17 protein-coding genes are annotated in these 22,510 nt (G+C 40.9%); 11 read left to right on the top strand and 6 right to left on the bottom strand.

The window, feature by feature from the left end; translation table 11 throughout:
• The first annotated feature begins 129 nt into the window (after window positions 1–129).
• The gene (locus RE474_RS03930) at window positions 130–363 is read left to right on the top strand and encodes a hypothetical protein (protein ID WP_309311677.1); all 234 of its coding nucleotides are present in this window, start codon (window positions 130–132) and stop codon (window positions 361–363) included.
• A 7-nt stretch (window positions 364–370) separates the two neighbouring features.
• On the opposite strand, the gene RE474_RS03925 is transcribed toward RE474_RS03930, so the two are convergent.
• From RE474_RS03925 to RE474_RS03915, 3 genes are read right to left on the bottom strand one after another with little or no spacing between them, the layout of a single operon-like run.
• Window positions 371–904, bottom strand: coding sequence for a metallophosphoesterase (locus RE474_RS03925; protein ID WP_309311676.1), 534 nt, complete (start codon window positions 902–904; stop codon window positions 371–373).
• A gap of 15 nt (window positions 905–919) precedes the next feature.
• On the bottom strand, window positions 920–1,708 hold the full coding sequence (locus RE474_RS03920; RefSeq protein WP_309311675.1) for a DUF7839 domain-containing protein: 789 nt from the start codon (window positions 1,706–1,708) through the stop codon (window positions 920–922).
• Window positions 1,705–2,220 (bottom strand): ArsR family transcriptional regulator, encoded by a 516-nt coding sequence (locus tag RE474_RS03915; protein WP_309311674.1) that lies wholly within the window; start codon window positions 2,218–2,220, stop codon window positions 1,705–1,707. The genes RE474_RS03920 and RE474_RS03915 overlap by 4 nt, the downstream gene beginning before the upstream one ends.
• Before the next feature lie 622 nt (window positions 2,221–2,842).
• On the opposite strand from RE474_RS03915, the gene RE474_RS03910 reads away from it, so the two are divergent.
• From RE474_RS03910 to RE474_RS03900, 3 genes are read left to right on the top strand one after another with little or no spacing between them, the layout of a single operon-like run.
• Window positions 2,843–3,454: a hypothetical protein gene (locus RE474_RS03910; protein WP_309311673.1), complete on the top strand. Its 612-nt coding sequence runs from the start codon at window positions 2,843–2,845 to the stop codon at window positions 3,452–3,454.
• 48 nt (window positions 3,455–3,502) lie between these two features.
• Complete coding sequence (gene tsaA, locus RE474_RS03905) at window positions 3,503–3,904, top strand: tRNA (N6-threonylcarbamoyladenosine(37)-N6)-methyltransferase TrmO (RefSeq protein ID WP_309311672.1); 402 nt, start codon at window positions 3,503–3,505, stop codon at window positions 3,902–3,904.
• Between the two features lie 58 nt (window positions 3,905–3,962).
• Window positions 3,963–4,772 carry a nitrilase-related carbon-nitrogen hydrolase gene (locus tag RE474_RS03900; protein ID WP_309311671.1) on the top strand — a complete coding sequence of 270 codons (810 nt, stop codon included), beginning with the start codon at window positions 3,963–3,965 and terminating at the stop codon, window positions 4,770–4,772.
• A 24-nt stretch (window positions 4,773–4,796) separates the two neighbouring features.
• On the opposite strand, the gene RE474_RS03895 is transcribed toward RE474_RS03900, so the two are convergent.
• Together RE474_RS03895 and leuS are read right to left on the bottom strand one after the other, a co-directional pair.
• Window positions 4,797–6,488 (bottom strand): ATP-binding protein, encoded by a 1,692-nt coding sequence (locus RE474_RS03895; protein ID WP_309311670.1) that lies wholly within the window; start codon window positions 6,486–6,488, stop codon window positions 4,797–4,799.
• Between the two features lie 131 nt (window positions 6,489–6,619).
• Window positions 6,620–9,508 carry a leucine--tRNA ligase gene (gene leuS / locus RE474_RS03890; RefSeq protein WP_309311669.1) on the bottom strand — a complete coding sequence of 963 codons (2,889 nt, stop codon included), beginning with the start codon at window positions 9,506–9,508 and terminating at the stop codon, window positions 6,620–6,622.
• Between the two features lie 610 nt (window positions 9,509–10,118).
• Between leuS and cgi121 the strand changes: the two genes are divergently transcribed.
• The 3 genes from cgi121 to RE474_RS03875 all read left to right on the top strand — a co-directional run bounded on the left by cgi121 (window position 10,119) and on the right by RE474_RS03875 (window position 13,151).
• A complete protein-coding gene (cgi121, locus tag RE474_RS03885) occupies window positions 10,119–10,628 on the top strand; it encodes a KEOPS complex subunit Cgi121 (protein ID WP_309311668.1) in 510 nt (169 codons plus the stop codon).
• A 117-nt stretch (window positions 10,629–10,745) separates the two neighbouring features.
• On the top strand, window positions 10,746–11,837 hold the full coding sequence (glpX, locus tag RE474_RS03880) for a class II fructose-bisphosphatase (RefSeq protein ID WP_309311667.1): 1,092 nt from the start codon (window positions 10,746–10,748) through the stop codon (window positions 11,835–11,837).
• A gap of 21 nt (window positions 11,838–11,858) precedes the next feature.
• On the top strand, window positions 11,859–13,151 hold the full coding sequence (locus RE474_RS03875; RefSeq protein ID WP_309311666.1) for a tRNA (N(6)-L-threonylcarbamoyladenosine(37)-C(2))-methylthiotransferase: 1,293 nt from the start codon (window positions 11,859–11,861) through the stop codon (window positions 13,149–13,151).
• A 57-nt stretch (window positions 13,152–13,208) separates the two neighbouring features.
• Here RE474_RS03875 and RE474_RS03870 read toward each other — a convergent pair whose 3' ends face one another.
• Window positions 13,209–14,960 (bottom strand): chloride channel protein, encoded by a 1,752-nt coding sequence (locus RE474_RS03870; protein ID WP_438861582.1) that lies wholly within the window; start codon window positions 14,958–14,960, stop codon window positions 13,209–13,211.
• A gap of 473 nt (window positions 14,961–15,433) precedes the next feature.
• Here RE474_RS03870 and RE474_RS03865 point away from each other — a divergent pair, with 473 nt between their 5' ends.
• From RE474_RS03865 to RE474_RS03850, 4 genes are all read left to right on the top strand, one after another.
• Window positions 15,434–17,563 carry a PGF-pre-PGF domain-containing protein gene (locus RE474_RS03865; RefSeq protein ID WP_309311664.1) on the top strand — a complete coding sequence of 710 codons (2,130 nt, stop codon included), beginning with the start codon at window positions 15,434–15,436 and terminating at the stop codon, window positions 17,561–17,563.
• A gap of 198 nt (window positions 17,564–17,761) precedes the next feature.
• On the top strand, window positions 17,762–18,046 hold the full coding sequence (locus RE474_RS03860) for a hypothetical protein (protein ID WP_309311663.1): 285 nt from the start codon (window positions 17,762–17,764) through the stop codon (window positions 18,044–18,046).
• A complete protein-coding gene (locus RE474_RS03855; RefSeq protein ID WP_309311662.1) occupies window positions 18,006–20,261 on the top strand; it encodes a PGF-pre-PGF domain-containing protein in 2,256 nt (751 codons plus the stop codon). The genes RE474_RS03860 and RE474_RS03855 overlap by 41 nt, the downstream gene beginning before the upstream one ends.
• 146 nt (window positions 20,262–20,407) lie before the next feature.
• Entirely contained in the window at window positions 20,408–22,507 is a 2,100-nt protein-coding gene (locus RE474_RS03850) for an acetate--CoA ligase family protein (protein WP_309311661.1), read from the top strand.
• The last annotated feature ends 3 nt before the right edge of the window (window positions 22,508–22,510 follow it).

Here is a 22,510-nt window from a genome sequence, read left to right as displayed (position 1 = left end):
ATCGGGGTATAAATCCCTGATTATCCATTTTTTGGGGTAATTGGTGTTTATTGATTACTTGAGAGTTTTTGGGTAGTTTCAACCAAAACCCCCATAAGTAACATTAGCATTGATTAAATAGTGGGTGTTATGAAGACTTATTTAGTACTCTGGTTCAACAGTAACGGTGCTCTGCCTTCAGAAGTGGACAGGAGTCTTATGTCCCTTGGATTCAAGGCTGTTCAGGGAAATTTTGATTATGTCTATGATTGGGGCGATAATGTAAATCTGGATGATATACTTCGTTTTACCGACAAGATCCAGATGACATTACAGGGCAGCGGTGTAATGTTTAAAACCGAAACTGTAAACGGTCAGTTATAAAAGAAAATTAATTATCATTTTCCCCAAGCTTACGGGAAAACTCAATATAGCTGCAGGATTGTCCGGTTATAGGAATAATGTTTGTTGTCACAGCCCCGTCCTTGATTTCCAGTTCAACTGCACATGGATCTGACATACGTGGTTTTGTTGGTGACCCTGGACATATCAGAATCACATCACTTTTTTCTATAATTGGTCTGTGAAGGTGTCCGAATATAAGAACATCAACTCCCATTTCAAGGGCCATGTATCTTGTTGCTGTAGTATCAACAATAGAAAGTGATGCTTCGTGAATCACTCCTATCTTAACTCCTTCAACTTCAAACACAAGCTTCTCCGGAAGGATCTCCTTTACAGCAGGTTCATCTGAGTTGCCGTGAACAGCTTTCAGCTTTCCTGTAGCTTCAAGTGCCCTGTAAAAAGGAAGAGTGTCAAAATCTCCTGCATGAATGATCATTTCATAGTTGTCAAAAAGTTCGGACAGGTAAGCAGGAACAGTATCACTACTTAAATGTGTATCTGATATGATAATGATTTTCATGTTTCCTCGATTTGATTATTGTATGCTGAGATCAACAAGCTCGTATTCCAGATTCTCAGTCTCAAGTCTGCTGAGTATGGTTGGAACTTCTTCGTCAATGGCAAGTACAAGTGATGAAAGACCGTGATATGCTGCTTCGATTACAGATTCCTTTGCACCGAACATCACATGTGGTTCCATGTCTATTCTTCTGAGAGCTATCAGGGATTCCACACCAATTGTGGCAATATATGCTTTTGACTTAGCAAGTGCCCTGAGTCTCTCAACATCGACATTACGTGAACCGCCTCTTTCAACTCTGGGAATCCTGCAAACAGTTATGCTGGCATTCTCAAGGTCAATAAGTCCCATCAGGTCCGTAACACCTACATCCTCACCCTGCTTTGCAGCGGAAATTGTTGTTCCGGTTGCATTTGTCACATCAGTGGTGCTTACATAGAGCAGGCCACTTTCCATTTTCAGGTAGACTTCCTTACCTTCCTCAAGATCTTCCCTTGCAATTGCAGTCCAGGTAGATACATGGCTTATGATATCGCTCATCACGTAGCGGGCATACCGCTTCATGTCTGCCGCATTTTCAAGTACCCATTCAACACCTTGCTTTGTGATTCTGTAGCGAACCCTTCCTTCGGAATAGATAAGGCCCTCTGCAACCAGTTCTTTGATGTATTCAGAAACTGCCTGGGGTGTAACCCCAATTTTTTCAGCAATTTCTTTTTGTCTTACATTAGGCTGGTGTGCAGCTACTTCTATCAGGATCTGAAATTTAGTAATTCCGCTCTTACTATGAAGGAGTTCTATCATTCTGTCTCTCCGCTCAGAAGTACCTTGAGCCTCTGTCCCATAACGGAAAGCTTATCAGATCTGCGGGCAACAGCGCGAATATACAAAGGACTTTTATTCATCGCTCTGGTAAGACTGCTCATAGAGTCATTACCCTGTTCTACCAGTTGTTCAAGTTCTTCAATGGCATCCTTTACTTCTTCATATGGCATAAAAGTAAGCATAATGATGTCGCTCATATCCTCAAAAGAACACTGGAAATTTGTCTGGACTTTAGAATAAGATGTACGATACTCTTTCTCAGGTGTCTTCCCAGGTTCCGGCATGTGCCACTGACTTTCTATCAGACCGCTTTTTTTGAGTATGTTAATACTTTTTGTTACATCTGTTCCTAAAAGATCTTCAAGATCTTCCTTTGTCATCCAAAGGTTCAGAAGTGCATCAAATACTTTTTTGTGTCTCTGGGATCCAAAAACCTGAAGTAGAGGTACGAGTTCAGAAGGATCATTGATAATTCTTGTTCGTTTACTCATCTAATTACCCCGTATAGCCAACGGACCAGGTACAAAACAGACACATTATGGCACATAAAGCCTTGGAATGCGAAAAATATTGCCTATATGTTGTCTATTTTTAGTACCTATCATATGGAGGTTAAACTTAATAAATGTGTTGTGATTTCATAATGTTCTAAGATAGATACTGGTCTTTCAACCGTTCAATTTTAATGAAGGCTTCTTTCGAACATGTTCTTTTCTATTTTCGAGAAGTGCATTGGTTCAAATCCACTATCCTCCGAAATATACATAAATGATGAAATAATGTTCTATTCAGCATTTCCTGCACCATAATTGTATGATTCGTTGTATTAATGGCTTTCAAAAGCCCGGTAAAATCTCATATATTCCTGTTAATTGAATAGGAACATTGAAATATCTCTTATGTACTGTTACATACAGATTACAGGAGATAACCGTCTTTTCATGTCGATAAAAGCCGCATATACTGCTGCCGTATAACTATCTATTTACTTCCTCATCACAGGGACTCTAATAACGTCATTATTCTTATTAAAGGTACCTATTTTCTGCTTAATTATCTTTGGAAGAGACCGGCAAATATATCAGGTTTGTTATCAATTATGATACAGTCATTATGTCCGATAGCATCTATTTACTCATAAACGATATCCTGAAAGGCCGGCAGCTTTCTATTAGCGGTGTCACAAGGGAACTTAAGGACAAAGGTGTTGATGAACATCGCCTTGTAATGACAGGTTACCTGCGTGCTCTTAAGGACCTGAGAAAGCTGAATGAAGTTGAGATCCCACCTTCAAAAGTCTACAGTCTTGTAGAAACAGAGCATGTAGATACTGAAGATATATATTCTCTTATAGCTGAACATATAAGGTCTGTGGATTCAGCTTACATGGTTCCGGTGGCAGCCTATGTGCTTTCAAAGACGGTTGAAAGGCCGGTTTTTAAGGAAGAATTTGCACGTATGGGTATTGGTCCAAAAAGCCTGGCCGATTATCTTGCTTCATCCGATTGTGTTCTAAAACCTGCGGAAAAGAGTCCTAAAGAATATGCAGCCGGGATAACCAAGCTGAAGATTAGTTCCACAGAACCGGCCTACGAGCTGGAAAAAATAAATGAAGGCATTCTCAAGAATTCAAATTGCATACTTCTTAAGATTCTCAGAAACTCTGTTGACCTCACTGGGCTGATTCCCAAAACGAAGTCTACTTCATTAGAGGATTTTAGTTGATTATTCAATTTCCAGTAAGAATAGTCACTGTTATGGTATGTGATATCCATGTCTGAAAATAACAATGATATTTCTATTGTAATGCATCCAATTGGATTTGTAACTAATAGTATCTCCAACCCTGCTTCCGCAAGAGAAAAAAAGGATACTGAATCCCTGATAGTTCTAAAAAGTGAATATGCTGAAGGATTGGATAATATTACAGACTTCAATAAAATACAGGTCTTCTTCTATTTCCACCTTTCAGAAGGTTTTTCCATGATACAGAAACGCAGATATGATGGGAAAGTGGCCGGTGTATTTGCTTCAAGAAGCCCAAGAAGGCCAAATGGAATTGGTGTTACTGTTGTAGACCTTCTTAAAGTGGAAAATAATGTCCTTCACGTAAAAGGGCTTGATGCAATAAACGGTACTCCGGTTCTTGATATCAAACCCTATATCTCTGAATGAGATATTTTCAGAAAAGCTTCTCTTATTTGCCGGTAATATGACCAAGGAGATATTATCTATGTCTGGAAAAAGCAGCATTAAAGTGGCCTGTATTCAGATGAGCATAATAGATTGCAATAAGCAGCTTAATATTCAAAAAGCATTAGCTATGGCAAAATATGCTGTTTCTGCAGGTGCGGAACTTCTGGTATTTCCTGAAGTTTTTTCCACAGGTTTCTGTTATGACAATATTGAAAATGCGGCTGAATATGAAAATGGGGAAACAATCAGGGAAATGTGTGCTTTTTCAAAGGCACATGAATGTGTAATGGTATTTTCTATTATTGAAAAAAAGGAAAAAAATACATCCTATACGGAATTAGAATATTACAATCTGGGAGTTTGTGTAGAAGACGGACATGTTGCAGGTACTTATCGAAAGACACATCCTTTCAAACGGGAAAAACAGTATTTTTCAGCTGGATATTCGATTTACCCTGTCAGGCTTCCAAGAAGGAAATTAACAATTGGTCTTCAGATTTGCTATGAGATACGTTTTCCGGAAGTTTCCAGAAAACTTACTTTATTGGGATCTGATATTCTTGTAACAATAGCCGAGTTCCCAATTCCAAGAGGGCATATATGGCGTTCACTTGCAATTGCAAGGGCTATTGAGAACCAGATTCCTCACATCGCATGTAATAGAGTAGGTGAAGGTTCAGACTCGTTATTCTTTGGAGGTTCTATAATCGTGGATCAACTAGGTGATATAATGGAAGAAGCTGGAGATGATGAATCAGTAATCTCAGGCACAGTTGATCTTGAAAGAACGATTAAAACAAGAGATGAAATACCAGTACTTGATGACCGTAGGACTGACCTTTATTAGAAAAAGAAGCAGATATTTGTAATTTCATACTTTTGTTTTTTGCAACGTTACTTTAAACGTTGTTCCCTCTCTGTCAGTTCTGTCAAAGACTTCAACTGATCCTTCATGAAGGTCAACTATACGCTTGACAATAGCAAGGCCAAGACCTGTTCCTTTTATGTTGACCTTATGTACTCTTTTAAAGCGGTCAAAAACAAATGGCTTATCTTTATCAGGAATTCCCTCTCCTTCATCAGAGATAGTTATCTCCCAAGTGTCATCAATATCTTTGATATCGATATTGATACTGGTTCCAGATGGGCTATATTTGATGGCGTTGCTTATCAGATTAGAAAAAACATCTTCTATTGTTGTATTCACATCTGCAGGATAATTGCCTGATGGATTGAAATTTATAGTCATATTTTTTTCTTCAAACTTTGGCATGAGATGATTTATTACTTCTTCTATTATCTCTTTCAAATCCAGAGTCTCAAACGTCATATCATCCATGTTATCAAGTTTGGCCAGATGTGCTGCATTCTCTATGAGTTCTATAAGCTTGTTGTTATTCCTTTCAATAGCTTCCATTGCCTCTTTTTTTCGGGGTTCATTTTCAACTTCAATAAGGAATTCTACATAACCTTTGATAACAGTTGCAGGGTTTATGAGATCATGCCTAAGTATGTCTGTAAAAAGATCCTTCAGTTCATTTGAATCCTTCAGCTCAAGAGAGTATTGCTTCAATTTTTCCTCTACAATCTTCCTCTCTCTAATCTCAACTTCAAGTTCTCTGTTCTTTGAATTTAGTTCATATGTTTTCTCTTCAACTTTATTTTTGAGAGTAATACTCAAGATGACAAAAATCAGAAGAAGGCCACCGCCAATTCCAACCGAGAACTTAAGCCATGAAGGACTTTCCCATGTAGAAAGACTTTCTTCATTTTTACTTGTATCAATATTCTCCTGCATATAGTGGATAGTCCCGTTTTCCCTAATCATCAGGGCTATATCTGCATCTATCTGCTTCGCAATTTCGGGGTCAGTGTTCTCCGATAATGCAAAAACCATGTCAGTAGGGGATATTACAAACGGTATCTTTTCAAGATCAAATTGATTTTCGTAAACCTCTCCATATGATCTTGATACTATTCCTGCATCAGTCTCTTTGTTTTCAAGAAGTTCGAATATCTCAATATAGCTGCCGGCACTTATGAATGAATAACTTATGTTCGAGTTTCCCGGGCTTGCATTGAAGTTTTCATAGAATATGTCATTCACATGGGCTATTCTCTTTCCGCTAAGGTCATTCATGGAACTGATTCCTGAACCCTTGTATGTATAAACTATTCCCCAGTCTGTGTATGGAGCTTCTGATGTCAAAATATAATGTTGCTCTGTTTGAATGTAAGGAACTGCAGGAATGATATCTATACTATCATTATCAAGCATTTGATAACATTGTTCGAGCGTACCAGGGACATAATTTAAGTCCCAGCCTTCTTTTGAGGCCACACTTTCCAGTATCTCTGCATAAAGCCCGATGGCTGTTCCGTTCTGATCCTGTGATATTAGCGGCTCATTCGGATAAACCCCTACTTTGAGTTCCATGGTAGAATTAGCACCAGCACATGTAACCAGCAGGAAACAGAGTGTTATGAAAACAAGTAATGTTCTGGCTGCAAGCCTTACTTTGATTTTATTGCTTTCATCTGGGGTCAGATCTCTCTCGTTCATTTGATGCACAATAATTAGTTCTATTTTATTGGCTTCAAATTTATATTTATCTATCTTTTTACCTTTATGGCAACATAGAATAAGAATTGCAAAAAAAGAAAAGTGAAAAACACCAGTTAAAAACCAGTGTTTTATTCAAGATATATTGCAGGTCTGAGTGGTGCTGCAAACTTGGATTTATTCTCCGGGTCATACTCCGGCTCATCGGCATTGTATACCTGTATGGTACAACCGATCTCGTTTGCAAGGCAACCGATGTTCTCTTTGAGTATTGTCATCTCATCAAGACTCATTCCCAACAGCATCTCAAATCTTTCGGTCTTCATGCTGCTCAGGTCAGGTACAAGCTTCTGGACATATTTTGGTATGTCTTTGCCGTACTTGCGGTTTTCAGGATCTGCCATCAATGTTTTGATAAGCTTTCCAGGATTAAGGTCTCCTTCATTCTTCATCTCAAGAGCCATCTTGAATGCTTTGATCTTCCACTCAGGTGCGGTGTAAAGAGCTACCATCTTTGGTGTTATCTTTGTGACCTTGATGATCTCTTCAATATCTGAAAGTGTGCTGCACATGAGTTCTTCGGCAAGTTCTGCATCGTTATCAATGAACCTTGGGCAGAATATAGGATATGCCGCCTGGGATACGAAGTCTCCTTCACCGTGACCCATTGCACTCCAGAGCTCTTCACAGATATGCGGTGTAAACGGAGCCATTAGGCGCACCCATGTATCAAGAACATCGTAAAGCAGTGTACTTCCACCTCTTCTCTGGTACCATTTTATATCGTTGTAGAGCAGGAAGAATGCATTCTGGAGTGCGCTCCTTGTCCTGATGGATGTCATATCATTGTTTGTTTCCCTGACACACTGCTGTAGTCTGCTGAGCATCCAGCGGTCGATAAGCTTCAGTTCATCATCAATTCCTGATGTAGCACCGGAATCAATTATTTCCATTGCAAGTTTGTAGAATCTTTCAACCTGTTTCTTTGCACTTTCAACGCCTACATTTCTCCAGTCCGCATCCTGTGTCTGTTCGGCACTTGACAGGATATACATACGGGAGATGTCTGCTCCATAGGTTCCAACAGCTTCCATTAGGGTAAGTATAGGTCCCTTGGATTTGCTCATCTTCTGGCCTTCAAGGGATACGAATCCATTGACTGCAAGGCAGCGTGGCCATTTATCCTCCTCGAATATCGCAACATGGTGGAAAAGGAAGAACAACAGGTGATTTGGTACAAGATCCTTTCCTGAGGATCTCAGGTCAACAGGGTACCAGTAATCAAAGTCAGATTTGATGTTAGCAATGAGCTGCTCTGAAAGTCCGGTGTCAATGGCTGTCTGCTGGACTGAACCTTTTCCAAGAAGCACATAATCAAAGAGTGAAGGCTTTAGTTGCTCGACATCAACGCCCTGCGCAAAGAATTTGTTAGTAATATAATATGACATGTAGATTGTAGAATCACCAAGTGACTCAATAAGCCAGTTTGTGTCAAATGGAAGTTTTGTTCCAAGACCTTTCTTTCTGGCACATGCCTTATCCTTGAGCCAGTCTACTTTGTTGTTGAACTCGACCCTGATCTCTTCAGGGATGATCTCCATATTCTCAATACATTTGTAGACCTTTGCTTTCCACTGCGGGTCTGAATAATTGAGGAACCATTGTCCTTTTACCATATTCACTACACATTTTGTACCGCAGCGGCATACTACAGGTTCACTGAATTCATAGAACACTTCTCCGATGCCTTCATCGATCAGGTCACGTGTAAGAATGTCCTTTATCTTGGAAACAGCAACACCTGCATATTTACCGGTGTTCTCTTTCAGGACACCACCATGGAACTCACGGCGGTAAACCATTTTTGTTGCTTCCTCGGCTTTCGGATCGTTCTGGTCTTTAACACCAAGCTGTTCAACAGCTTCAACTGCCGGATATTCCCCGAATTCCTTGGCCTGGATAAGTGATATTAGTTTTATCTCTTTCAGGTCTTCTGTAATTCCGTATTCAGAAAGGTCTTTGTCGTAAAGATCTTTGAGTGCAAGATAATCATAAGGTGCATGTGCAGGCACACTCATGACAATACCACTGCCGTTTCCTGGTTTGACAAATGAAGCCGGGAGTGTGATGACCTCATTTCCTGAAAGCGGGTTCTTTACTTTGAGACCCACAAGCTCTTTTCCAGGGACATTCTCTATGAATTCAACTGTCCTGTCTGTAAAAGTGAGTTTATGATATGCTTCCTGGCTGACTACCCATATCTCTTCGCGTCCATCTTTGGTAACCTTGATCTTTGCGTGTTCTATATCAGGGTTGATCCAGAGATTTGTAACACCGAAAATGGTTTCAGGCCTGAGAGTGGCGCATGGAAGTACCATGCCGTCATAAGTGAATTTTACAAGTGTAAAGTCAACAATTGTGGCTTCTTCCCCATGAAGGATATCGTGGTCTTCGACTGGATTGTTGTCGTTAGGGCACCATTTAACAGGGTGTGCTCCTTTGACGATCAGCCCTTTGTCATGAAGAAGATTGAACTGCCATTCGATGAACTTTTTGTAAGTAGGGTCTGTTGTTGTGAACTTGCGTCTCCAGTCAATAGAGTAACCAATTGCACGCATTGCTTTTTCAGCTTCTACCTTGAAATAGTCAACTATGCTTTCAGGTGTTGTTAGCGTTTCAAGGATATCATCAGGAATCCCATGCAGGCGTGAGTAAACATCCATTGTCTGCGGGTCTTTGTTCGCAATAAGTTCAGCAAGACCTACAATAGGTGTTCCAGTAACGTGGAATCCCATTGGATAAAGCACGTTGTAACCAAGCATTCTTTTGTGCCTGGCAATAACGTCACCTATGGTGAATGTTCTTGTGTGCCCGGCGTGTAAATTGCCGTTTAAGTATGGGTAAGGGATAGTGATAAAGAATTTCTCTCTTTCATCAGGTTCTGGCTCGAATATCCTGCTTTCATTCCAACGGCTTTGCCATTTGTCTTCTATTCTATGTGGATCATAATCCTGTTCCATTGTCAGCACCTCTCACACCGGGTGTAATTAACCAAAAGAGTTAGCATATTTACTCTATTAGGTTAAATATTAACTTTCTGTATTCATCCTGTAAACTATAAATCTTAGTTGCATCCATGGATTCCGGGTTTTAATCGTGCCGGGATATTGGATAATAGTTCAGGGTGAAATTCAATTGTTTATTATCAGTAGTGTTTGATGTGGTAATAAATAACAACCTACATAAAACACACGGAAAAGACAATCTATGCTGCTCTTAAGAGTGCTTTCAAAGGTCGGCCGGATTATTTCTGAACATAAAATAATGGTTTTATCTCATCAATTTACTATTGTTTAGACATGTGTTCTCCACAAAAAGAACACTTTACTCCTCCATCATCACAACAATGACAGGAATTTTGGATTTCCATTATGTATCCACAGTTAAGGCATCGAAAACGTTCTCCAATGGAATTTACAAATTGTTCGTACATGAATACCCTCTCTTCCTTGCTATTAGTTCTGACATGTGATAAAGTTAACTAGTTGCACAAAAAATATGATATAAATCAATATTTTTCTTTTTTTCAGACCGTTATGCTTATTCTCGGTTACCTGTGTATTCAGTAATATGGAATTCAAGACGATTGGTGGTTCTGTATCTATCCGGAATGTACCTGCCTTTTTGAAAGAGCTGGCATCTGTTTCTTCTTCACATGACACTGTTGTACAGGCAATGGATGCGGACAAAGTTGCTGGTGATGAACATATCGCTTTTGCAGTTGAAAAAGCTTTAAGAGCTGTTGAGAATGGTTCAAATGTTGCCAGGGACATTGGCGTGGAGATCATGAGGTATGCTTCAGGGAAAAGACAGATAGAAGAAGCATTTTCCATGGGTGTTCGTGAAGGTGAGATGAATGTGGTCTTTGTAGTTCTCGGTGATCTGGAAAATATCGAAAATACTCTTCAAGATCTAAGGATGATTGTAGACGAAAAGCATGTGGTAGCTTATTCTAAAAGCAAAAATGAAACTCTTGCAAGTCAGTTCTCTATTACTGAACAGGAAATTAAGGCAACAGGAAAAGATAGTATTCCATTGTTAGTACTGGAACGGGTTGCTCTTGTTGATATCTTAAAATAAGTGAGTTCTAAACGGATCATGACAACGTATTGAAGCCCTCGCAACTCTAATATAGTAAACATTAATACATGTGCCACACAATCATTCATGAAAGAAACCGATTAGGAAAAGATAATTATGCCTCATCCAAAAACCGCCGAAGCTTTGATAAAATGTGCAGGACCAATCGAAAGTTCCCTTTTACCCAGACTTTTACATGTCACAGAAGCAGCCGCAATTGCAGCTTCTTACCAGATGGGCCGTGGTGACAAGAACTACGCAGACCAGGTTTCAGTTGAAGCCATGCGCAGGATGCTGAACTGTCTCGATATGAAAGGTGTCATCAAGATCGGTGAAGGAGAGCGCGATGAAGCACCTATGCTTTTCATCGGTGAGGAAGTAGGTACAGGTGTTGGTGATCTTGAAGTAGATATAGCAGTAGATCCACTCGAAGGAACAAATCTTGCAGCCGATGGTATTCCAGGTGCAATAGCTGTAATGGCTATGGCAGAGAGGGAAGGACTTTTCCACGGACCGGATATCTATATGGATAAGATCGTTGTCGGTCCTGAAGTTGTCAAATATGAGAAAACACATCCTGATGAAAAGATCGATCTGGATGCACCTGTTATCCGCAATCTTGAGATCGTTGCAAAAGCCTTAAACAGGAATATTGACGAGCTTGTTGTTGTTATCCTTGACAGGCAAAGACACAAGGATAAGATAAAAGAGATTAGAGAGACCGGTGCCAGAGTGAATCTTATCAGTGACGGTGACCTTATGCCTGGAATTGCAACTGCAATCCGTGGTTCAGGAATTCACATGGTTCTTGGTGCAGGAGGCTCAGGCGAAGCAGTCCTGACTGCTGCAGCAATGAAGATCCTTGGTGGTAAGATGCTTGCAAGACTTGTTCTTCCAACTGTTGCAAATGGTGGCACACCTGAAGAGATTGAAAAGGAGAAGGCTGAAAAAATGCCAAGGCTTGCAACTATGGGAATTACCGAGGAAAACCTCAATAATGTCCTTGATATTGAGAAACTGGCTCCTGGAAAAGATATCATATTCTCAGCAACCGGTGTAACTCCGGGAATTCTGCTCAATGGCGTAAGTCTTTTTGGTGAAGGTGATGCCAGGGTTCACAGTATTACTATGGGAAGTTCCGGTGTTGTGAAGTTTACCGACACTATCTATATCCATGACAAAGAGAAGAACCCTCTCAGAATGGCCTGATAAGGTTTGAACTAACTTAAAATGAAAGTACATATTTCTACATACGGCTGCTCTGCCAGTCAGGCATCAGCCGAAATTATGAAGGCAAGTGTCAGGGACGGTGGACATGAACTTGTCCCTGAGAACAATGCCGATGTGGTGGTTATCAACACATGTACTGTGAAGTACAGTACAGAGCAGAAAATTCTCCATCAAATTCGGGAATATGGTGAAAAAGGAATATCTGTCATTGTAACAGGGTGCATGCCTGAAGTACAGCTTGACGACATAATGCACCAGAACCCTGATGCTCATATACTGGGTGTAAATTCGATATCCAGATTAGGTCAGGTACTTGATTCCCTTTCACGCAATGAACTGACAGGCGGCAGCGTGAAACTCTTCCTTGAAGAACCGGAGGGTTTCCAGAGTGTCCCGAGGATTCGTTACAATCCTAATATTCATATCTGCCAGCTTTCCCAGGGTTGCAATTATGCATGTGCTTATTGCATAGTGACCATTGCACGCGGAAAGTTATCTTCATTTGAACCGGAAGATATCGTTGATGATATCCAGAGAGCAGTTGACGAAGGTTGCCGGGAGATCTGGCTGACTTCACAGGATAACGGGCAGTACGGAACAGACAAAGAAGTTCTATTGCCACAATTGTTGAAAATGATATGCAGGATTCCGGGTAACTACAGGATACGAGTGGGAATGATGAATCCATTCTCAGTTATTCCTATTCTTGATGACCTGCTTGACGCATTTGAGGATGAAAGGATATACAAATTCCTCCACCTGCCAATACAATCTGCTTCAGATGATGTTTTGAAGAATATGAACAGGTATCACTCAATTTCAGAAGCTAATGCTATCATCGAGGCTTTCAGGGAACGATTCTCTGATATGACTATTTTCACAGATATTATTGCAGGTTACCCCGGTGAGACGGATGAAGATTTCCAAAAGACAGTGGAATGGGTAAAAGAATGGAAGCCGGAAAAGGTTAATATTTCCCGTTTTACTCCAAGGCCGCATACAAAGGCATGGGACATGCGCAAAATAGATTCACGTGTTGTTGTGAACAGGTCCAATGAGCTTCATGAGGTGTGTGAGGCTGTGAAGCTTTCTACCCGCGAAGGAATGATTGGAAAAGAGGTGGAAGTTTTCCTGTCTAAACCTGCAAAGCAGAAAGGTATGATGGCAAGAACTGCGTCATACAAACCTGTTGTAATTCCTGAATGCGATTTGCAGCCCGGAATTACATGTCGTGTGCTTATCTATGATGCGACACCTGGTTATTTCCTGGGTCGCATTGTTGATGACAATTAAATATGCATCCGTTTAAAAAGCGGAATCCATTCCTGGATTTTTTCTTCAGCAAATGATTTACTGATCCGGGTTCATTTTCTGAATTCTCTGGACTTTGTCCAGTATCTTTTTGTCATATAGTTTGACTATGTCACTGCGGGTGATGATTCCCAGCAATTTAGTGCTATCTGATCTTGATACCACCGGGAGTCTGCCTATATCTTTTGCAGCAAGTCGTTTTAGTACAGTATTCAGTGTTTCGTCCTGATAAGCTATTGCAACATCTTTGGTGCATATTTCTGTGATAGTTTTTTCCAGTTCGTCATGGCCGACTTTATCTCTGACATCCTTAAGAGTTACAATTCCGGAAAGTTGTCCATTGGAGTCAAGTACAGGGAAGCCCGCATGTCTGCTTGACTGCATAAGTGCGATGAGCGCACCTACATTCTTGTTCTCGGACACAGTCTGTACGTTATGTTTCATTGCATCCTTAACAAGCAGTGCTTCCATAATGTCAACTTCTCTTCCTTTCCTGATGGTAAATCCTCTACGACGGAGTCCTTCTGTAAATATGGATTCTGAATTAATGGAACTGGATATGACATTACTGACGACACATGCCAGCATGATTGGCAGTATCATATTATAGTCCCTTGTAAGTTCGAAGAGGATAAGAATGGAGGTTAGCGGTGCTCTACTGGTTCCTGCAAAGACAGCTCCCATTCCAACAAGTGCGTATGCTCCGGATTCTGCCGTGACTTGCGGGAATAATCCATGAACTATTGATCCATAGCTTCCTCCCATCATTGCTCCTACAAAAAGAGCAGGTACAATGGATCCTCCTGATCCGCCGGAGCCCATGGTGAATGAAAAAGCAATTATCTTTAAAAATATCAGCAGGAACATTACTTGTAATGCGAGATTACCATTGAGGGCATCTGTGATCACATCATATCCGACACCGAACACCTGTGGATAGAAAAACCCGATAAATCCTACCAGTAGTCCGCCAAATGCGGGTTTAATCACCGGATGCATCTGCAGGGAGTCAAATATTTGATGTATGCTGAAAAGGGTACGCATCAGCAGTGCGGATGTAAGGCCTGCTAAAATTCCAAGCAGGAGATAGAGTACAAATTCATGGGAAGGATCAACGAATTCGTATGTTGCAACCCCTATATTCTCGGCACCAAAAACAAGACTTGAAACGATTGTAGCAAATACTGCTGATACCACAATTGGTATGAAACTGCTTGCTTCCAGTTCACCAAGAATCACTTCTACGACAAAGACAACACCTGCAAGAGGGGCATTATATGCTGCGGCAATACTACTTGCGGCACCACATCCGATGAGTATCTTTACTCTGTTTCCGTGGATATGCAGTGTTTCGGCAAGAGCAGATCCTATTCCTGAACCTGCAAGAACAACGGGTGCTTCTTTTCCGGCTGATCCGCCTGACCCGATGGATATGATGGATGCCAATACTTCAAGAAAAGCATTACGAACTGACATTCTGCCGCCACGCAGGGCAGTTGCCTCAATGATCTCTTCTATGTCGTATCTTCTGGTATTGATAGTATAATGGGCAATAAGCCCTACAATGAGTCCTCCGATTGCAGGCAAAAGAATAATGAAATATCGCGGTGAGGATGAAACTGTTCCAAAGAAGGCGGTGTGACCGATCTCCAGCAGTGTATCATAGAAAACAATTGCAAGCCCTGTCAGGATTCCTATGATCATCGCAAGCGTGTTAGATATCAGTGACTCTGTATGCAACCACTGAACTATATTCTGCTTGAATTTTTGGAAGGCTGTTTTTTCATCCAAATATTTCATCTCTATTAATAATAGGTGGCTGGTGTAACATGTACATTATAGATATATTTTTTGAATCACCATTCTTATCTATCATTACATTGATTATGTCATAGTTGTCAATACGTCACTGATGTATTCAATTCTATAAAATACTAGTATATAATTATATAGTATAATAATATGGTTTTATTTATAAAAACGCAGATATTGAATACTTTTATAATATATCAGGATATATTGATAAACGTGGAGTAATGTGGGGCATCAGTGATACAACTGTATGTCCGTAAAAGCAATAGACGTAGTTGTATTTGTGGTTGTATGCAGCTCAAAATAAATATATGATATATCGGACTCAGATCGCAGATATATTCAAGGGTGAGAGTATGCATCCCTTTATTAAAAACAGTAAGGAAAACGGGGTATTGAATTATATAAGGGTACTTTTGTCGATCTCCATAGTTTTATCGATATTTAACCCAGTGCTAGTAGCAAGTGCAGCAGCACCAACCTACACTATAAACTTGAATGCAAGTGGTACTGTAGATCTTGGTTCAGTTACTGCCGGTTATGCATCAGAGACTCCAACTACTGTCAATATTACAAGGACCGGAACCGGTGACATTACAAGCCTTGTTGTTGCACTTAGCGGCGTCAATTCTTCTGATTTCACAGTAACACAACCCGTAGCTACAACACTGGACGATTCCACAACCTTTACAACGTTCACAGTTGTACCTAATGACGGATTGGCTGTTGGAAGTTATACTGCAACCGTTACAGTGACAGCTGATCAAAGTGTCAGTGGATCATTTGATGTAACCTTCGTGGTTGCAGCAGCAGCACCAACCTACACTATAAACTTGAATGCAAGTGGTACTGTAGATCTTGGTTCAGTTACTGCCGGTTATGCATCAGAGACTCCAACTACTGTCAATATTACAAGGACCGGAACCGGTGACATTACAAGCCTTGTTGTTGCACTTAGCGGCGTCAATTCTTCTGATTTCACAGTAACACAACCCGTAGCTACAACACTGGACGATTCCACAACCTTTACAACGTTCACAGTTGTACCTAATGACGGATTGGCTGTTGGAAGTTATACTGCAACCGTTACAGTGACAGCTGATCAAAGTGTCAGTGGATCATTTGATGTAACCTTCGTGGTTGCAGCAGCAGCACCAACCTACACTATAAACTTGAATGCAAGTGGTACTGTAGATCTTGGTTCAGTTACTGCCGGTTATGCATCAGAGACTCCAACTACTGTCAATATTACAAGGACCGGAACCGGTGACATTACAAGCCTTGTTGTTGCACTTAGCGGCGTCAATTCTTCTGATTTCACAGTAACACAACCCGTAGCTACAACACTGGACGATTCCACAACCTTTACAACGTTCACAGTTGTACCTAATGACGGATTGGCTGTTGGAAGTTATACTGCAACCGTTACAGTGACAGCTGATCAAAGTGTCAGTGGATCATTTGATGTAACCTTCGTGGTTGCAGCACTTGTAGAGATCACCTCATTTGATTCAATAAGTGATGTTAGTGCAGGTACAGCAGGTTCAGCAACCTATGCCGATGCAGCAGAAGTAGCAGTAGTCTTGCCAGCAAATGTCACAGCTAACTCTGGTGCTGTAACCGTAAATGTAAGTGACTGGGTTGATACTGACATTTATGATCCTGATACTGCAGGAACCTATACTTTCACTGCTACATTGAGTGATATTCCAGAAGGCTATGCAAACACTGGTGGTTACACAGCAACAGTAGAAGTTGTAGTTAGTTCAGTCGAGACAACTTCTAGCTCAAGCAGCAGCAGTGGTGGCGGAGGAGGCGGAGGCGGAGCTTTGACCTCCGGTGAAGACTTTGATAACATCGATTTCAAGGACTATACCCTGAAGTCTGTAGTAAGGGATGTTGAAACGGTATTCTCCTTCTACGAGGAGAACAACAACATAGTTTCCCTGAGCTTTACATCTGAGCTCAATGGTGGACAGGTCAAGGCAGTTATCGAAGTATTGAAGGATACTTCCTCTCAGGTAAAGTCTGCAGCACCAGGTGATGTTTACCAGAACATGAACATTTACATCGATTCTAATCTGGGAGACGATGTAATAGGTGACCGTGTCATCAACTTTAAGGTTGAAAAGATCTGGGTAGAAGAGAATAATATCGATGTATCGTTCATCACACTCTGTAGGTACAACAGTGGTGAATGGGATACACTTTCAACAGAAGCAACAGGAGAGGATGAATACTACTACTACTTCACTTCCACAACACCCGGATTCTCTCCGTTTGCAATATCAAGTGTAGATCCATCCACACTTACCACAGAGGCTTCAGCTGAGAAGATTGAAGCAACTTCAGTGGATATAGAACAATTGAAGTCTACAGAAGATAATGACGCATCTCCATTGGACTCAGGAGCTGCTCTCCCACAAAAGGAAAGTTCATCATTCCCATTCCTGCTAATCATTGGGCTTATCGGTTTGGTAGCTATCGGAGTAGTTGGTTACAGGAACAGAGATTACTACGAGAAGGTGAAGTTGCAGCTAGGAAATCCTGATGGAAAGCGTTACAGACGTACCAAAAAATAAATAACATGTATTTGACAGCAGATGGTTTTATTCCTGCTGTCCTATTTTTCTTCATGTAACTATTAAACACCAATCTGAAAATATATGTGGATTATTATATTCAAATAGCTTTATCTCAATACGAGATAAAATAGAGTAGACTATAGAGGGGTTTGATAGCAAACAGAACATACCTTCTCATTTAGTTGGAGGGGAAAAATGGATCGTAATTTACTCATTCAGCGGTTATTTATAAAATTTCTGCTTATTCTCACACTTTTCATCTTATTACAAACGACAGCAATCGCAGCTGTAACAGATACTCCAATTCTTGATGTGATAGGTGACCGCTCGGTCAATGAGAACAGTTTGCTGACTTTCACATTATCTGCGGATGACCCCGAGAACGATACTCTTACGTTTTCCTGTCCGGATATTGATTCTATTGCTGGTGCAACTCTTGATGCTTCTTCTGGTCTTTTTGAATGGACCCCCTACTTATGAACAGGCTGGTGATTATCTGGTTCAGTTTGTGGTCTCTGATGGTTCACACCTCGATTCTGAGTATATCACTATTACAGTGAAAAACACAAACCGTGCACCGATTTTTTCCGCTATTGCTGATTCTTCCAAAAATGAGGGCGAAGAGATCCAATTAACACTTGCGGCAACAGATGAGGACTCAGATATACTTGCTTTTTCAAAGGATGTCTCATTCGGAACCCTTGAAGGCAATATTTTCACCTGGACACCTGACTATGATGACCAGGGTGAACATGATATTATTTTCAGTGTAACTGACGGTTCTTCCTCAGTGAGTCAGACTGCTTTAATAACAGTTTCAAATGTGAACCGTGACCCTATTCTATTTTCCATTAGTGATGTTTCAGTTAATGAAACTACACCTGTTACAATTCAACTAGACGCTTTTGATGCTGATGGTGATGAGCTTACTTACACAATGGTGAGTAGTTTGCCAACAGGTGCATCTTTTGATTCGGAAATAGGATTGTTCCAATGGCCGAATCCTACTACAAGTAGTCGTGTTCTGACCTTTAGCGTAAGTGATGGTTTCCTTTCAGATACAAAATATCCACAGATTGTTATTGGTGATTCAAATTCTCCTCCTGAGTTCAATATGGTAGATTCCCAATCAATTGATGAAAATTCAGAGTTGTCTTTTGATATCACGGCATACGATAATGATAATGATAAGATTGATATTGTACTTTCATCTTCTCCATCAGGTTCATATTTAACTGGCAGTGTTCCTCCAGTTACATTTACATGGCTTCCCAATTATGATCTATCTGGTATCTATAAAGTGGAGTTCAAAGTTTCAGAAACCAACACTAAGGATAGGTATGCCACATATCAGGTAGTTGACATCGTGGTCAATGATGTGAACCGTGCTCCTGTAATAGATGCTGTTGATGATTATACCGTTAGTGAAAATGGTCTTCTTTACGTTAATTTGAGTGCTACCGATCCTGACGGAGACACTCTTACATATTCAACAGATAGCAGCCTTGGTATTGTGCGAGGTAACACTTTCATATGTACGCCGGATTACAATGATGCAGATGTATACGATGTGCAATATACTGTATCAGATGGAAATCTGAAAAACAGTACAATGGCAACAATCACTGTCACAGATTCTAACATGCCTCCCAAGCTCAACTCTATCAGTGCTCAGGAGGTAGCGGTAAATAATACATTGGATTTCTCTCTTTCGGTTTCTGATGATGACGAAGGTGAAACATTCTCCTATAAAGCATTGGATCTACCTTCAACCGCATCATTCGATGAGTCAACAGGTGTCTTTGAATGGACGCCATCCAGTGAGGATATCGGTGATTATTCGGTTAGTTTTTATGTAAGTGATAGCTCTCAGGAAGACTATGAGACAGTTTCCATAACTGTTACTGAAACCTCATCTTCATCCTCTTCTTCTAGTACAACGTCCAGCTCAAGCAGTGGTGGTGGAGGTTCTCAGAATACCGGAGAGCCATATGAGAATATTGAACTCAAAGACTATGTTCTGAGGTCTGTAATGAGGGATACTGAAACAGTATTCTCATTCAACGAGGATGAGAACAGCATAACTTCAATTAGCTTTACATCAAAGCTCAATGCAGGTCAGATCAAAGCAATGGTTGAAATATTAAAGGGAACTTCCACTCTTGTTGACAGTAAGGCACCAGGGACAGTTTACAAGAACCTTAACATCTGGGTAGGCGATTCAAAGTTCTCATCAGATGTGATCTCTGACGTGATTATCAGGTTCAAAGTTGAAAAATCATGGGTATATTTCAATGATGTTGAACAGGATTCAATAGTACTTTCCCGTTACTCTGGTGGAGAGTGGACTCTTCTGGAAACCACCTTTGAAAGTGAAGATGAAGATTATCTGTATTATTCAGCCGAAACTCCGGGCTTTTCACCATTTGCGATTCTTGTTCCAGGAGTCACAACTCTGATAGAGAGCAGCTCTGCTGAAAACCAATCTGCTATGTCTATTGGTGATGAGATAGTTCCTGTTGGAACAGAGGTGCCCCAGGATAAGAAAAGTAACAAGGGAATTCTGCTACTATTGCTTGTAGGTATGATCGGTGCGATAGGATTTGTAGGATATAAATACAGAGGACACTATGAGCAATTGTATCTCCAGATCAGCAATCCTGACGGGAAGAGGTACAGACGTCTGAAAAAATGATTATGTAGTTTGTATCATAAATAAATCAGTAACATTAGAGGAATTCTCTTTGAGTTGAGGGAATTTCTTTTCTTTTTACTTTTTCCCTTAATTTTATCTATCATTGAACAGTATTAATAAAAAGGGAATAATCTCAGGGAGAAATCATGCTCGAGAAAATGTTCAATCCTGATTCTGTAGCCGTTATCGGTGCATCCAGAACAGAAGGAAAGGTAGGGCGAGCTGTACTTGAAAATCTGATGCAGAACAGTGAGCTCACTATCATACCTATTAATCCGAATGTTGATGAAATATTAGGACTTCCGTGTTATCATAACATACTGGAAGTCCCACCTGAAACAAAGGTCGACCTTGCAATAATCGTGGTTCCGGCAAAGTTTGTTCCCGGTTCCATTGATGAATGCGGCAGGGCCGGCGTTGGAAATGTCATTGTCATATCTGCCGGTTTTAAGGAAGCCGGTATAGAAGGTGCACGTCTTGAACGCGAATGTATAGCATTATGTGAAAAATATGGAATAAAACTGATAGGTCCGAATTGTCTGGGTATAATTGATACTGCTTCAGGACTTAACGCATCTTTTGCTGCTAATATGGCATATGAGGGAAACATAGCCATGATGTCCCAGTCAGGTGCGATATGTACCGTGACCCTGGACTGGGCTGAAAGGATCGGAGTTGGTTTCTCCAAATTCATAAGCCTTGGAAACAAAGCAGTACTTGCGGAAAATGATTTTTTACAATTGTTTGAACAAGATCCGTCAACGGCAGTTATTGCAGCTTATCTTGAAGGTGTAAAAGACGGTCCTGAATTCATTAAGATTGCAGAGCGGGTATCGCGTTCAAAACCAGTTGTTATTGTAAAATCAGGAAGAACCTCAGTCGGATCTAAAGCCGTGTCATCACATACCGGTACACTGGCAGGTTCGGACGCCGCCTATAACGCAGCTTTCAAGCAGGGTGGTGTTCTGCGTGCAGATTCTCTTGAGGAAATGCTCGATTACAGCCGTGCTTTCTCGGTCTGTCCTCTGCCGGAAGGCAGGAATATTGCCATAATCACCAATGCAGGCGGTCTTGGTATCCTGACAGCAGATGCCTGTTATAATTCAGGCTTGTCAATAGCTTCATTTGAAGAGAAGACCGTTGAAAGATTGAGGGAAAAATTGCCACCTGCTGCTAATTTCTACGACCCGGTTGACGTTTTAGGAGATGCAGGTGCAGACCTTTACGAACATGCTCTTGATGTAGTTCTGGATGATATTAACGTAAACGGAATCATAGTTCTCGTATCTCCCCAGTCAATGACAGATGTTCCGGGAATTGCTGAAAAGGTTGCAGCAAAGATTAAGGATTCTAAAAAACCGATACTCTGTAACTTTGCAGGTGGAAGCAGGATTGCGGCAGGTGAGGAAATCCTCAACAAATATGGAATTCCCAATTACTCCTCTTCAGAAAGAGCAGTTGCAAGTATGAATGCTCTCTGTAACTATTACACCATAAGGAATCACAAACGTGGCGCTCCCGCTGAGATCAAAGCGGACAAAGAGTATGCTCAATCTTTTATAGATTCTGCTTCTAAAAATAAAAGAAGGATGCATGGCCTTGAATCTATGGATATACTGAAAGCGTATGATATTCCGGTTGTTGATGCAAGGATAGCAAAAAACCTTCCCGATGCGGTCAAAGCAGCAGAAGACATGGGCTATCCCATTGTCATGAAGATTCTGTCACCCGACATTTCACATAAGAGTGATGTGGGAGGTATCCGCTTAAATCTCAAGCATGCGGATGACGTGGAGCGTGCTTACAATTCCATGATGTCAGATGTAAGACACTACATGCCTGATGCCGCAATCACAGGTGTCCAGCTCCAGAAGATGATAAGTGGAGGAAAAGAGGTCATCATTGGAATGGACAGGGACCCACAATTTGGTCCACTGTTGATGTTCGGACTTGGAGGAACTTACGTAGAGTTCCTGAAAGACGTTTCGTTTGCAGTTGCTCCTATCGCAGAAGCGGAGGCGAAGCACATGGTGTCGTCAATTAAGACATATCCGTTAATCGCAGGTGTAAGAGGTGAGGCGGCATCGGATATCGATTCAATAGTCCGGACACTTCTGAAAGTGTCACAGTTAGTTACGGATTTTCCGGAAATATTAGAATTTGAAATTAATCCTTTAATGGTAATGCCTGAAGGTCAGGGATGTGTTGCAATGGATATCAGGTTCACACTGAATCTGAATGAGTAAGGA

The organism is Methanolobus sediminis, from assembly GCF_031312595.1.
In the GTDB taxonomy this organism is placed as follows: domain Archaea; phylum Halobacteriota; class Methanosarcinia; order Methanosarcinales; family Methanosarcinaceae; genus Methanolobus; species Methanolobus sediminis.
This window is presented reverse-complemented; position numbering and strand designations above follow the sequence as displayed.

Bases quoted from the DNA above. Each gene is read 5' to 3' on its own strand.
- RE474_RS03875 (WP_309311666.1), top strand. From the start codon at position 11,859: ATGAAAGTACATATTTCTACATACGGCTGCTCTGCCAGTCAGGCATCA.
- RE474_RS03900 (WP_309311671.1), top strand. From the start codon at position 3,963: ATGTCTGGAAAAAGCAGCATTAAAGTGGCCTGTATTCAGATGAGCATA.
- leuS (WP_309311669.1), bottom strand. From the start codon at position 9,508: ATGGAACAGGATTATGATCCACATAGAATAGAAGACAAATGGCAAAGC.
- tsaA (WP_309311672.1), top strand. From the start codon at position 3,503: ATGTCTGAAAATAACAATGATATTTCTATTGTAATGCATCCAATTGGA.
- RE474_RS03930 (WP_309311677.1), top strand. From the start codon at position 130: ATGAAGACTTATTTAGTACTCTGGTTCAACAGTAACGGTGCTCTGCCT.
- RE474_RS03920 (WP_309311675.1), bottom strand. From the start codon at position 1,708: ATGATAGAACTCCTTCATAGTAAGAGCGGAATTACTAAATTTCAGATC.
- cgi121 (WP_309311668.1), top strand. From the start codon at position 10,119: ATGGAATTCAAGACGATTGGTGGTTCTGTATCTATCCGGAATGTACCT.
- RE474_RS03850 (WP_309311661.1), top strand. From the start codon at position 20,408: ATGCTCGAGAAAATGTTCAATCCTGATTCTGTAGCCGTTATCGGTGCA.
- RE474_RS03855 (WP_309311662.1), top strand. From the start codon at position 18,006: ATGCTTCTTCTGGTCTTTTTGAATGGACCCCCTACTTATGAACAGGCT.
- RE474_RS03910 (WP_309311673.1), top strand. From the start codon at position 2,843: ATGTCCGATAGCATCTATTTACTCATAAACGATATCCTGAAAGGCCGG.
- RE474_RS03915 (WP_309311674.1), bottom strand. From the start codon at position 2,220: ATGAGTAAACGAACAAGAATTATCAATGATCCTTCTGAACTCGTACCT.
- RE474_RS03895 (WP_309311670.1), bottom strand. From the start codon at position 6,488: ATGAACGAGAGAGATCTGACCCCAGATGAAAGCAATAAAATCAAAGTA.
- RE474_RS03860 (WP_309311663.1), top strand. From the start codon at position 17,762: ATGGATCGTAATTTACTCATTCAGCGGTTATTTATAAAATTTCTGCTT.
- RE474_RS03925 (WP_309311676.1), bottom strand. From the start codon at position 904: ATGAAAATCATTATCATATCAGATACACATTTAAGTAGTGATACTGTT.
- glpX (WP_309311667.1), top strand. From the start codon at position 10,746: ATGCCTCATCCAAAAACCGCCGAAGCTTTGATAAAATGTGCAGGACCA.